General features: G+C 62.5%; 10 protein-coding genes. 7 read left to right on the top strand and 3 right to left on the bottom strand.

The annotated features are described in order from the left end of the window. Positions 1–85: 85 nt before the first annotated feature. Together HL666_RS16200 and HL666_RS16205 are read left to right on the top strand one after the other, a co-directional pair. A complete protein-coding gene (locus HL666_RS16200; protein ID WP_172112637.1) occupies positions 86–799 on the top strand; it encodes a helix-turn-helix domain-containing protein in 714 nt (237 codons plus the stop codon). 583 nt (positions 800–1,382) lie between these two features. Next, positions 1,383–2,114: a Crp/Fnr family transcriptional regulator gene (locus tag HL666_RS16205; protein ID WP_172112638.1), complete on the top strand. Its 732-nt coding sequence runs from the start codon at positions 1,383–1,385 to the stop codon at positions 2,112–2,114. Between the two features lie 79 nt (positions 2,115–2,193). Here HL666_RS16205 and HL666_RS16210 read toward each other — a convergent pair whose 3' ends face one another. Continuing rightward, positions 2,194–3,192, bottom strand: coding sequence for a TRAP transporter substrate-binding protein (locus tag HL666_RS16210; protein WP_172112817.1), 999 nt, complete (start codon positions 3,190–3,192; stop codon positions 2,194–2,196). Positions 3,193–3,256: 64 nt separating this feature from the next. Further along, complete coding sequence (locus HL666_RS16215) at positions 3,257–3,943, bottom strand: GntR family transcriptional regulator (RefSeq protein ID WP_172112818.1); 687 nt, start codon at positions 3,941–3,943, stop codon at positions 3,257–3,259. Between the two features lie 357 nt (positions 3,944–4,300). Here HL666_RS16215 and HL666_RS16220 point away from each other — a divergent pair, with 357 nt between their 5' ends. The 5 genes from HL666_RS16220 to HL666_RS16240 all read left to right on the top strand — a co-directional run bounded on the left by HL666_RS16220 (position 4,301) and on the right by HL666_RS16240 (position 12,252). Further along, on the top strand, positions 4,301–6,388 hold the full coding sequence (locus HL666_RS16220; RefSeq protein ID WP_172182395.1) for a molybdopterin oxidoreductase family protein: 2,088 nt from the start codon (positions 4,301–4,303) through the stop codon (positions 6,386–6,388). 177 nt (positions 6,389–6,565) lie between these two features. Continuing rightward, entirely contained in the window at positions 6,566–6,835 is a 270-nt protein-coding gene (locus HL666_RS16225) for a hypothetical protein (protein ID WP_172112640.1), read from the top strand. A 402-nt stretch (positions 6,836–7,237) separates the two neighbouring features. Next, positions 7,238–10,663 (top strand): acyl-[ACP]--phospholipid O-acyltransferase, encoded by a 3,426-nt coding sequence (locus tag HL666_RS16230; RefSeq protein ID WP_172182397.1) that lies wholly within the window; start codon positions 7,238–7,240, stop codon positions 10,661–10,663. After that, positions 10,663–11,400 (top strand): esterase/lipase family protein, encoded by a 738-nt coding sequence (locus tag HL666_RS16235; RefSeq protein ID WP_172182399.1) that lies wholly within the window; start codon positions 10,663–10,665, stop codon positions 11,398–11,400. Before HL666_RS16230 ends, HL666_RS16235 begins: the two co-directional genes overlap by 1 nt. A 72-nt stretch (positions 11,401–11,472) precedes the next feature. Next, positions 11,473–12,252, top strand: coding sequence for an enoyl-CoA hydratase/isomerase family protein (locus HL666_RS16240; RefSeq protein WP_172112642.1), 780 nt, complete (start codon positions 11,473–11,475; stop codon positions 12,250–12,252). Here HL666_RS16240 and HL666_RS34215 read toward each other — a convergent pair. After that, positions 12,162–12,527, bottom strand: a complete 366-nt coding sequence (locus HL666_RS34215; RefSeq protein ID WP_311975766.1) for a hypothetical protein — start codon at positions 12,525–12,527, stop codon at positions 12,162–12,164. The two genes, HL666_RS16240 and HL666_RS34215, sit on opposite strands and share 91 nt — an antisense overlap. Positions 12,528–12,597: the final 70 nt, after the last annotated feature.

A 12,597-nucleotide genomic window follows, 5' to 3' on the forward strand; every position in this document is an offset into this window, starting at 1 on the left:
GGTCATTTGATTTGAATCAACGGGAACTTCGAGCATTCGCTAGAATGCGGCTATTCTCCTTGCGCTTGGCCCAGCGGAGCCCTGTATGAAGACGTCTCTGGTTGCAGTCGATTTCCACGGGCAGGGCTGCGCCGATTGTGCCGTGCGAGGGTTCAGCGTATGCGCATCGCTGGATCAGTTTGAGATGCGCGAATTCGAACAGCTCAGCCGCCGCGTGAGTTTCGCATCCTGCGAGACTGTCTTCGCACAAGAGGACAGATCCTCGTGCTTTTATAATCTGCTCGACGGAGTCATGAGGCTCTATAAGCTGTTGCCCGATGGCCGCAGACAGATTGTCGGTTTCGTACTGCCTGGCGATTTCGTGGGGATGACGACCGAAGAGCGACATGGGTTCTCGGCCGACGCCATCGGTCCCGTGACGGTCTGTCAGTTTGCCAAGCTGCCGTTTGGCCGCTTCGCCGATGACAAGCCCAACCTCTTGCGCCGGATGAACGAGTTGGCCGTGCAGGAGCTCAATCAGGCACGCGACCATATGGTGCTGCTTGGCCGCCGATCGGCCGAGGAGAAGGTTGCGACCTTCCTGGTCGGCTGGAGGGATCGCCTCGTTGAGCTTCGGGGCCCCTCTAACATCGTACCGCTGCCCATGAGTCGGCAGGATATTGCCGATTACCTGGGGCTGACCATCGAGACGGTCAGCCGGACGTTCACGAAGCTCGAGCGAGATGGAATCATAGCCATACTTCCAGGTGGAGTATCGCTGCGGGATTCGGCCCGTGCCGAGGCGCTGGCGGCCGCTTGATCCCTGCGGGCGACTCGAGTGCTCCAGATTCTCATTGATCTGAGTCAAAGACTGGAGAGCGGCCGCTGGGGAACAATGTCTCAAACTCAAAAGGGGGGAGAGACATGCCTTTCGATGCCATGGTGGTGAGCTTCGCGGTTGTGGCGGTTTTCGTCGCGTTTGCGGCAGTCCTGCTGTGGGCTGATTCGCAGACCAAGCCTCGGACCTGAAGTCCGATCATCCGGGCAGAAGCAGTCGGGCCCACTCCGATTGCCGCTCAGGGCCGTCCGCCTGCGGAAGCGGGCTGGAAAGGCCAATTTGCACTGCAAGGGCCTCGTGTCGGCCCGTGGGTGGGCGACCCGCTCCACGGGCGCGTTGCCTATTGTTGCCTCGATTTGATCTTCGCTGCATTTTCCTGGACAAACTGCCGATCTGCCGTATTCCAACGGTGCGGAAATCGAGGGATGGGCGGTCGCTGGTCTGATGGGGCGTCTTTGCTGGTGGCAGTAGGCGCGTCCGGGGTCCTTTGACTTCAGTCGGGGCGGATCACCGGCTTTCGACGTCTCCCTTGGTCGGCGGATCTTGGACGCCTGGGAGATGCGGTGTGGCTGAGGAGAAGAAGGCGAGCAGCCGATCATCCGGTAGCGGCAAGCTATCGGTGCTGCGGCAGCATCCGATTTTTCGCGAGCTCGAGTCCGACGCGCTCGATCAGCTCTGCCGATATGCGAAGCCGACGACGCTGAAGCGCGGCGCAACCATTTTCTCGAAGGGGGATCCCGGCTCGAGCCTGTACGCGGTGATCAGCGGGACGGTCAAAATCAGCGTCTCGTCCCCGGACGGCCGCAATGCCATCCTGAACCTCATCAGCGCGGGTGAGATATTCGGCGAAGTGGCCGTGCTCGACGGCAGAGAACGGACCGCTGACGCGACCGCCAATACGAACTGCGAGATCCTGGTCATCGATCGTCGCGAGTTTCTTCCCTTCGTCAGGAGCCAGCCGGTGCTGGCCATGAAGTTCATCGAGCTGCTTTGTGACCGGCTACGCTGGACAAGCGACCAGGTCGAGCAGGTCATCCTGCAGGATCTTCCGCGGCGCCTGGCCAGCGCTCTGCTCGGCCTCACTGAGAAGCAGAAGGTCGACTCGGCCAGCCGCACCATCGCCATCACCCAGCAGGAGATCAGCGAAATGGTGGGCATGACGCGGGAGAGCATCAATAAGCAATTGCGCGCCTGGGCTGCACGCGAGTGGGTTCGGCTCGAACATGGCGCCATTGTGCTACTCAATCCCGAGCCACTGCGTGGATTGGCGGAGGCCGGTCCAGACGAAGACGAGTAGCAAGGTCCTGTAACGCTTGCCGTCTTAGTCTGCTTCTTCCCACGTAGACCTCCTGCTGCCAAAGCCGGTGCGCGGAGCCCTACGCGATGTCCTGGATGCGCTTGATCATGTCCTGGTACTTCGGCCCGTACTTGTCCCAGACCGGCCTGACGGCCTTTTGAAATGGAGCCTTGTCGGCGATCATGATGATCTCGCAGCCCGCCGCCTTGGCCTTCTCCATGGCCTCGCGTTCATAGGCCTTCCACAGCTCCCGCTCTTCCATCTGAGCTTCGCGCGCCAGCTTCTTGATCAGTGCCTGATCATCGTTCGAAAGGTTCGCCCACCCCCGCTTTGAAAACACGAGCACTTCGGGAATGACCAGATGCTGAGTCAGCGAGTAGTACCTGGCAGCCGTATAGTGATTGCTGAACACGTAGCTCGGAAGATTGTTTTCGGCTCCATCGATCACGCCGGTCTGCAATGCGCTGAAGACCTGATCGTAGCCCATGGCAACGCCGTTGCCGCCGAGGGCATTCATCATGTCGATGAAGATCGGATTGCCGATTACGCGGACCTTGAGACCTTTGACGTCCTCGACCGTCCGGATCGGCTTCTTGGTGTTGTAGATGCTGCGCGCGCCAGAGTTCATCCAGCAGAGCGCGACAAGGTTTGCGCTGGGGTGGGCGCTGACTCGGTCGAGCAGATCCTGCCCGATCGGACCATCCATCATCTTCTCGGAATGTTCGATGCTCTTGAACAGGAACGGCATGTTGACGACATTGACGTCGTCGACGATTGGGCCCAAGGCGCCGGCGCTGACGCGCAGCATCTGGATTGCCCCGATCTGGGTCTGCTCGATGGTCTCCTTCTCGGCGCCGAGCTGCGCAGAGGGATACATCTGGATCGTCAACCGACCATTGGTGGCCGCTGCAAGCTTCTTGCCGAGGCTTTCCGTCGCTGCCACGGTCGGATAGCCGGGAGGCTGCACGTCCGAAGCCTTGAACACGGTCTTGGATTGTGCGAGCGCGGTCGAGAACGGCGGCAAGCCGGTTGAGCCGGCAAGACCTGCGGTCATCCTGATGAAATCGCGTCTTCTCATGGCGTCCCCTCCCACGAACTCTTGCGTGAGCGTCCAACCGCAGGTGGATGTCGCGGGCCAGTCGCTAGGTTGGTTGGTCGAAATATTCCGGATTAAGCGTCTGGATTTCAGAAATGTCGTCGAGCAACCGTTCCAGATGGCTCGCCATGGCAGCACCGGCGGCATCAGGATTGCGTCGCTCTATCGCCGCCAGGATCGGCTCATGCTCGGCGATGACTTCCGACATTCGTCCGATCTGCGGCAAAGTGAGCCGTCGGTAGCGGTCGACGTGAACCTTCACTTGCAGGATCAGCTTCCATATTCCAGGATAGCCCGCGACCTCAGCGATGCCGGCATGAAACATCTCGTCCGCCTGATGAAAGGCCTCACGATCCTTCGCAGCGCACGCCTCGCGCTGGCGTTCCAGCGTCGCGTGCAGGTTGAGGAGCTGACTGGACGTCGCATGCTCCGCGGCCATCCGTGCGGTGGTCTCCTCGAGAGACTTGCGGATGATGATCGTCTCGGGAAGCGTTGCAACGGGAATTCGCGATACGAAGATGCCCGACTGCGGAAAGATCTCCACCAGACCTTCGTCCGAAAGCTTCAGGATGGCCTCGCGGACCGGAGTCCGGCTGACGCCGTAGGCTGTGGCGATCTGCGTTTCCGAAATCGGCTCCCCGGGACGGCGGACCAGCGACACCAGTTCTGCTCGGAGATCGGCATAGATGCGAGAGGCCGCCGTCGCGCCGCGTGGCCGGCCGTTGCGGCGCATGCGAGCGACGACAGGACGCGGCGCGGGCGCCTGTTTCCTTGGAGCACGACTCGGCATCTCGGTTTCCTCAATTGATATACTAATATATGAATTCTGTTTGGCAACAGGAGATCCCGGTCGCGTGAGGCGTCTGCGTGGATGGTGCATCGCGGGGAGAGGTGAACGGTTCGACAGCGGGCGCGATCATCTGGCGGTGCAGTCCCGAGATTGGGCGGATGTCGCGCGGGGCCTTCGTCGCTGAGGGATCGGTGCGAGGAATTGTTCCGACGGCGCGGAAGACCGCCACCCGACTTTGCTCATGCGAATGCCTCGCGAATGCTCTCGGCTGCGGCTTCCTTTAGTGCTAACAGTCGGGCTATGAACCAGCAGACTCGTGTCAATATCCGCCATTCAACCTGTCCGCATGATTGTCCATCGGCCTGCGCTCTCGACGTCGAGGTGATCGACCAGAAGACGATCGGCCGTGTTCGCGGCTCGAAGCGGCAGACCTACACGGCCGGCGTGGTCTGCGCGAAGGTGGCTCGATATGCGGAGCGCATCCACCATCCTGAGCGCTTGATGCATCCGCTTCGTCGTGTGGGCGCAAAAGGCTCCGGACAGTTCGCGCGCATTTCCTGGGACGAGGCGCTCGACGAGATCGCTCAGCAGTTCTTGCGGGCCGAGGACGAGTTCGGCTCACAGTCGGTCTGGCCCTATTACTATGCGGGCACGATGGGCCTGGTGATGCGTGACGGCCTCAACCGCCTGACCCACGTGAAGAAGTACTCGCGGTTCTATTCGACGATCTGTGCCAATGTTGCGCGCATCGGATTTGCGATTGGCACCGGAAAGATCGCGGGCGTAGACCCGCGTGAAATGGCGCTTTCGGATCTTGTCGTGATCTGGGGCACGAACCCGGTGAACACGCAGGTCAATGTCATGACCCACGCTGCGCGCGCCCGAAAGGAGCGGGGCGCCAAGATCGCCGCGGTCGACATCTACGACAACGAAACGATGAAGCAGGCGGACATCAAGATCATCCTGCGCCCCGGTACCGACGGCGCATTCGCCTGCGGTGTGATGCACGTGCTGTTTCGCGATGGCTACGCCGACCACGCCTACATGGCGAAGTACACGGACTGTCCGGACGAGCTCAAGACGCATTTGATGACGCGAACGCCCGAATGGGCGTCGCAGATTTGCGGTGTTCCGGTCGCCGAGATCGAAGCGTTCGCGAAGCTGGTCGGGCAGACCAAGCGAACCTTCTTCCGTCTGGGATACGGCTTCACGCGTAGCCGCAACGGCGCGACGCAGATGCACGCGGCGTCCTGTATTCCGGCTGTGACGGGTGCCTGGCAGTATGAGGGAGGCGGTGCCTTCTTCAATAACGCAGCGCTGTGGCACTTCGACGAGTCGATCATCGAAGGCCATGATGCCGTCGATCACTCGATCCGTTTTCTCGATCAATCGCAGATCGGGCGTATCCTGACCGGTGATCGTGAAGCTCTCTGCGGCGGTCCGGCTGTCACGGCGATGCTGATTCAGAATACCAACCCGATGACGGTGGCGCCCGAGCAGGATCTGGTTCGTAAGGGATTTGCGCGTGAGGATCTATTTGTAGCTGTCCATGAGCAGTTCATGACCGAGACCGCGCAGATGGCCGATGTCGTGCTGCCGGCGACGATGTTCATGGAGCACGACGACCTCTATTACGGCGGTGGCCACCAGCACATCTCGGTGGGGCCGAAGTTGATCGACCCGCCCGGCGAGTGCCGTTCCAATCACGAGGTGTTGCAAGGCCTGGCCCGCCGGCTGAATGCGGACCATCCGGGGTTCGAGATGACGCCGCGCGAGTTGATCGATGCGACGTTGAAGAAGAGCGGTCATGGCGATATTGCCGCGCTCGAGGCGGACATTTGGCGCGACCTGCAGCCCGACTTTCGCACCTCGCATTATCTCGACGGCTTCGCGCACAAGGACGGCAGATTCCACTTCAAGGCCGACTGGGTGAATCCGCCGTTCGGACGGGTCATGGGACAACCCGAGCGTATGCCGTCGCTGCCAGACCATTGGGCGGTGACGGAAGAGGCGGACCGCGAGCATCCGTTTCGGCTCGCGACGAGCCCGGCGCGCTCCTTCCTTAACACTTCCTTCAACGAGACGCCGTCTTCGCAGGCGCGGGAAGGGGCTCCGTCGGTGATGATCCATCCGCTCGATGCGGCCTCCCTCGGCATTCTGGAAGGCGAAGCCGTCACGCTTGGCAATCATCGCGGGCAGACGTCGCTGACGGCGAGGCTGTTCGACGGTGTTCGGCGGGGAGTGCTGATCGCCGAATCGATCCATCCCAACGCGGCCCATATCGGCGGCCGCGGCATCAACGCACTCACCGCCGCCGACACCGTAGCTCCAATCGGCGGGGCCGCGTTCCATGATAACAAAGTCTGGCTGCGCAAAGCGGCAGTCTGACCAAGTGCTGATCGTCTAAAATATTCATTAAATCAGTTTGTTGCGTGGTTTTGTGCTGGACCTTCGGCCGCTCGCCATTTCGTTAACTCTATCGCTTTGACGCCCCAAAGCCGCTTGAGCAGCGCTCATTTTTGAGCTATATATTTTGAGCGTTGCTCAAAAATGTGGGTGCATGTCATGTATGCTCTTAACTTTCGCGGTCCCCAACTCTTCGCAGGAGATCTCCTGGCTTTGCTGAACGGTTTGATCCGGGCAGCGTCTTATCTTGTGACGGTGCGCCTCGAGCGCATCGCCAATGCCTGCGACGTTGCAGGCCTGCTGAACGCACGGCGCGCGCGGCGAACGGCCGGAGAACAGCTGTTTCGGGCCGCTCGTCGCGAGGGACATCGTCGTGGTCGCGGCGGCGGACTATTCGGCTGCTTCCACTATCTCGCCGAACTTACCTGACCTCGATTCAAATCCCGGTCTCATGCGCAACGAAGCGGTCACCATGTCCTTTCGTCCGATGTCTCCTGTGCAGCCGCCCCCGCTCTGGATAAGCTTTTTGCACATGACCTTCGCGCTAACGTTCGTGCTGGTCGGCGGCGGCATCGTTGCGCAGCCGCTCGACTGGCCGCTGCGGGGTGGGCTGGCGACGGGGCTCGTAGCGCTTGTGTGGTCGTCCTTCACGTTGGCTGACACGATGGCGCTGCTCTCGCGAAACCCGTCCCGGAACGGCCGAAGACTGAGACCGTGTCATAGCCGCGTGTAACAGGAGCCTCGCATCAGCAAAGGCTTCGATTTCATTACCAAGTTCAAAACTCGAGCGATCCTTGCGGCGAAGCCGCCGAACCCCACCAGGAAACGACCATGATCAAGCAGTTGATGTCGTCGCGCCGCTTTGCTCCGCTGTTCTGGGCGCAATTCTCCTCGGCGCTGAACGATAACGTTCTCAAGAATGCACTCGTCATCATGCTGCTTTACGGCGCCGTCGCGGCGCATGGCGACGCGCTGGTGACCGTTGCTGGAGCGGTGTTCATCTTCCCATTCTTCATCCTTTCTGGCCTCGGCGGCGAGCTGGCCGACAGGTTTGTCAAGGGTGTCGTTGCGCGTCGCTTGAAGTTTGCGGAGATCTTCGCCGCCGCCTTTGCGGCGCTCGGCTTCTTTCTCCATTCGATCCCGCTGCTGTTCGTCGCCCTCGGCATGTTCGGCGTCATCGCCGCGCTGTTCGGCCCGGTGAAATATGCGATGCTGCCGGATCAGCTCACCGTCGGTGAGCTCGCCACTGGCAATGCGCTGGTCGAGGGTGCGACCTTCATGGCGATCCTGATCGGCACCATCGCCGGCGGCCAGCTCGTCTCCGGCTCCTCGCATATGGGCTGGGTCGCCCTCGCCGTCATCGGCCTGGCGCTGATCTCCTGGGCCTCGGCCTCGCGCATTCCGCACACGGCACCTTCCGCGCCGGATCTGCGCATCACAGCCAATCCCTGGACCTCGACGTCGCAGCTTCTGAACTCGCTTCGTGCAGCGCGCCGGCTGTGGGATGGCATGGTGATCGTGTCGTGGTTCTGGCTCGTGGGCGCGGTCGTGCTGTCGCTGCTCCCAGCCCTCGTCAAGGACGTCGTCGGCGGCACCGAGGGCGTCGTCACACTATGTCTCGCAGTGTTCGCGGTCGGCATCGCGGTCGGTTCGCTGTTTGCAGCTCATCTCAGCCACGTCCGGCCGAATCTCGCGCTGGTCCCGCTCGGCGCCATCATCATGGGCGTGCTCGGACTTGATCTGTCCTGGGCGATTGGCACCACCGAAACGGCAAGTGGCATCGCCCCGCTGGCCTTCGTCGGGTCGTGGCCTGGCGCGCGCATGCTGCTCGATTTTGCCTTGTTCGCTTTCGGGGGCGGCCTGTTCGTAGTGCCGGCATTCGCAGCCGTGCAGGCCTGGTCGGAGCCGTCCGAACGGGCGCGGGTGATTGCCGCCGGAAACGTGCTGCAGGCCGCTTTCATGGTGGTCGGCTCGCTGTGCGTGGCCGGCCTGCAGGCCGCAGGGGTCGCGATTGCCTGGATCTTTTTCGGCCTCGCCCTGGCAAGCTTCGGTGCAGTCTGGTTCGTGCTCAACAAATGGGGCAAGGAAGGCGTGCGTGACTTCGGCGCGATGCTGTTCCGCGCTCTGTTTCGCACCGAGGTGCGCGGGCTCGAAAATCTCCCGCCGGCCGGCACCCGGATGCTGATCGCACCGAACCATGTCAGCCTGATCGACGGCCCGCTGCTGCATGCCGTGCTGCCGATCGATGCGACCTTCGCTGTCGACACCGGAATCTCCCAGGCCTGGTGGGCGAAGATATTCTTGAAGATGGTGAGCCACATCACGATCGATCCGACAAAGCCGCTCGGGGCGCGCGACCTCATCAAGCTGGTCGCCAGCCAGGAGCCGGTGGTGATCTTCCCGGAGGGGCGCATCACCGTCTCGGGCTCGCTGATGAAGGTCTATGACGGCACCGCGATGATCGCCGACAAGGCCGACGCGGTTGTTGTCCCCGTGCGCATCGAAGGCGCGCAGCGCTCCCATCTCAGCTATCTCAAGGATGGCCAGATCAAGCGCTCCTGGTTCCCCAAGGTCACCGTGACGATCCTGCCGCCGGTGAAGCTGACCATCGATCCGGTGCTGAAGGGCAAGACACGTCGCAACGCGGCCGGCGCGGCGCTGCAGGACGTGATGATCGAGGCCATGGTCAAGAACGCCATGCTCGACCGTACTCTGTTCCAGGCGCTCGCCCATGCCCACCGCGACCACGACACCGGCAAGGTGATGGTCGAGGATCCGCTCGGCACCAAGCTGACCTATCGCAAGCTGCTGCTCGGTGCGCAGGTGCTGAGCCGCAAGCTCGAGCATGGCACGATGGTCGGCGAGAATATCGGCGTGTTGCTGCCGAACTCGGCGGGAGTCGCCGTCGTTTTCATGGCGCTGCAGTCGATTGGTCGGGTGCCGGCGATGCTGAACTTCTCGGCTGGCCCAGTGAACGTGCTGGCGGCGATGAAGGCGGCGCAGGTCACGACGGTTCTGACGTCGCGGGCCTTCATCGAGAAGGGCAAGCTCGACAAGCTGATCGCTGCGATCGAAGGACAGGCTCGCCTCGTCTACATGGAGGACGTCAAGGCGTCAGTCGGCTTGGCCGACAAGCTTAGGGGCATCGTCGATGGCACCAAGCCGCGTGTCGCTCGCAATGCCGATCACCCGGCCGTGATTCTGTTCACCTCGGGTTCGGAAGGTACGCCGAAGGGCGTCGTCCTGTCCCACCGCAACATCCTGGCCAACGCCGCCCAGGCGCTGGCCAGGGTCGACGCCAACGCCCACGATCTCGTGTTCAACGTTCTGCCGGTGTTCCACTCGTTCGGCCTCACCGGTGGCATGATGATGCCCATGTTGGCGGGTATCCCGATCTACATGTACCCGTCGCCGCTGCATTACCGGATCGTGCCGGAATTGATCTACCAGACCGGTGCGACCATTCTGTTCGGCACCGACACGTTCCTCACGGGCTATGCACGCTCCGCCCATGCTTACGATTTCCGGACCCTGCGCCTCGTCATCGCCGGCGCCGAGCCGGTCAAGGACCGGACACGGCAGATCTACATGGAGCGTTTTGGCATCCGCGTTCTCGAAGGCTATGGCGTCACCGAGACCGCGCCAGTGCTCGCGATGAACACGCCGATGGCCAACCGCGTCGGCACCGTCGGACGGCTGTCGCCGTTGATGGAGGCCCGGCTCGACAAGGTTCCGGGCATCGAGGAGGGCGGCCGCCTCTCGGTTCGCGGGCCCAATGTCATGCTCGGTTATCTCCGTGCGGAAAATCCCGGCGTGCTGGAAGCGTTGCCCGAAGGTTGGCACGATACCGGCGACATCGTGACCATTGACGCGCAGGGCTTCATCACGATCAAGGGCCGAGCCAAGCGTTTTGCCAAGATCGCCGGCGAGATGGTATCGCTCACGGTGGTCGAGCAGATTGCTGCTACGCTGTGGCCGCAAGCGGCGTCGGTTGCCGTGTCGATCCCAGATCAGCGCAAGGGTGAGCGGATCATTCTGATCACCACAGAGAAGGATGCCGAGCGCGTGGCCATGCAGCGCCAGGCAAAGGCGCAGGGCGCTCCTGAGCTCGCGGTTCCGGCTGTGGTGATGGTGGTCGACAAGATCCCGCTGCTCGGCTCCGGCAAGACGGACTACGTCGGCGCCAAGGCGCTCGCAGAGGAGCGCGCGGCTGCCGCCAATCCGGAGCGCGACCCCGAGGAGCGCGAAGTGGCGTGATGGCATCGCTGCGCCGGCGTGATCAGCAGCATGGCCCTCACAATGCGGGGGTCGTCCTGCTGCATGGCATCGCCGGCCGTTCATTGATGCTGCGGCCGCTCGAGAAGAAGCTGCGGCGCGAGGGCTTCGCCACGCTGAACGTCGACTATGAAAGTCGCAAGAAGCCGCTGGAGCGCCTTGCCGAGGATGTCGGCCCCACGATCATGGACTTCGCCGGCGGGCTCGATGGCCCGATCCACTTCGTCACGCACTCGATGGGCGGGCTCCTTGCGCGCGTCGTCATCGCCCGGCGCCGTCCGCTACGGCTGGGCCGCGTCGTCATGCTGGGAACGCCTAACGGCGGCAGTGAGCTCGCCGATCGGCTGCAGAATGTCGGTCTGTATCGCGCTTATTTCGGCCCTGCCGGCCTGCAATTGGTGACAACCAAGAATGTCACACTCGCGTCGCTGTCTCCCGCCGACTACGAGATCGGCGTCATCGCGGGCAACCGTTTCCTAGATCCCATTTCCGGACTGTTCCTTCTGCCGCGGCCGAACGACGGTCGGGTGTCGGTCGAGAGCTGCAAGCTCGCCGAAATGACGGACTACACGACCATCAAGGCCTCGCATATGGGCCTGCTCGTGCATCCGACGTCATTCCGGCAGACCATTGCCTTCCTGCGCACCGGCCAGTTCGAGCCGGCCCGCCCGCTGCTGCGCGGCGTGATCGCGGAGATCGGCCGCCGCGCGGCCAGCTGACGCAAGTTTTCCTTGCCGGCGACAGTTATCTCGCCACAATCTCTCATCCGACCTCATGAGACAGGCAAGGCGATGACCGACGACAGCGTGATTCTGGACAAGCGCGGGCAGGCTCTGTGGATCACTATCAATCGTCCCGAGAAGCGCAACGCCCTGAATGGCGCTGTCATCGCAGGGATCTCCCGCGGCTACCGCCAGGCGCATGACGACCCCGAGGTGCGCGTGATCGTGCTGACGGGGACGGGGGACAAGGCATTCTGCGCCGGAGCCGATCTGCAGAACTCCGGCGCCGCCTTCGCGATGGATTTCTCGCGGCCCAATGTCGACTATGCCGATCTGCTGAGGTTGTCGCAGAATGCCACCAAGCCCGCCATCGCGCGCGTTGGCGGCGTCTGCATGGCCGGCGGCATGGGGCTGCTGTGCATGACCGACATGGCGGTTGCTGCCGACCATGTCGTCTTCGGGCTGCCCGAGGTGAAGGTCGGCGTGTTCCCGATGCAGGTGCTGAGCTTGCTGCAGAACATCGCGCCGCCGCGGCTCGTCAACGAATGGGCGCTGACGGGCGAGCCGTTCGATGCCAGGGCCGCACAGGCCGCCGGCCTGCTCAACCATGTCGTGCCGGCGGCCGAGCTCGACACCAAGGTTGACTGGCTGATCGGCCGCCTCGTCGACAAGTCGCCGACGGCGATCCGGCGCGGCAAATATGCGATGCGCGCGATTTCCTCGATGTCGTTCGACGAGTCGATCGCCTATCTCGAGAGTCAGATCGCGCTGCTCGCGATGACCGAGGATGCCAAGGAAGGCCTGAAGGCGTTTGCCGAGAAGCGCAAGCCGGTGTGGCCGGGGAAGTAGGGAGCTGATTGCGAGCAGTCGCTGGCGACCATGCCACTCCAATGACAGCGTTCGAGGCAAGCCCGGGTCTCGCAACCTCCGACCGCTAGGCCATCCGTATCGGCTGGCGTGTGCCAAGCATCAGGCTGCGCCACAGCATTCGACCGGACCAAAGCGAAATGCGCCAGCCATCGCCAGCTCGTGACGGCCTGCAGAATGTAGACGATGACGCCGACGCCAAGCGCGAGCGAGACACTGAGGCGACCAAACAGGCCGAAGCCATGGCTGTAGAACACGAGACTGCAGATCTCGCCTCGGCGGTCCGATCTTTCATTGCAGCCACGAGAACCGGCCCGAAGTGAAAAT

It is taken from the genome of Bradyrhizobium aeschynomenes (assembly GCF_013178945.1).
GTDB lineage: Bacteria > Pseudomonadota > Alphaproteobacteria > Rhizobiales > Xanthobacteraceae > Bradyrhizobium > Bradyrhizobium aeschynomenes.

Coding starts and splice junctions, on each gene's coding strand:
- HL666_RS16200 (WP_172112637.1), top strand. CDS start 86: ATGAAGACGTCTCTGGTTGCAGTCGATTTCCACGGGCAGGGCTGCGCC.
- HL666_RS16210 (WP_172112817.1), bottom strand. CDS start 3,192: ATGAGAAGACGCGATTTCATCAGGATGACCGCAGGTCTTGCCGGCTCA.
- HL666_RS16215 (WP_172112818.1), bottom strand. CDS start 3,943: ATGCGCCGCAACGGCCGGCCACGCGGCGCGACGGCGGCCTCTCGCATC.
- HL666_RS16220 (WP_172182395.1), top strand. CDS start 4,301: ATGAACCAGCAGACTCGTGTCAATATCCGCCATTCAACCTGTCCGCAT.
- HL666_RS16225 (WP_172112640.1), top strand. CDS start 6,566: ATGTATGCTCTTAACTTTCGCGGTCCCCAACTCTTCGCAGGAGATCTC.
- HL666_RS16230 (WP_172182397.1), top strand. CDS start 7,238: ATGATCAAGCAGTTGATGTCGTCGCGCCGCTTTGCTCCGCTGTTCTGG.
- HL666_RS16235 (WP_172182399.1), top strand. CDS start 10,663: ATGGCATCGCTGCGCCGGCGTGATCAGCAGCATGGCCCTCACAATGCG.
- HL666_RS16240 (WP_172112642.1), top strand. CDS start 11,473: ATGACCGACGACAGCGTGATTCTGGACAAGCGCGGGCAGGCTCTGTGG.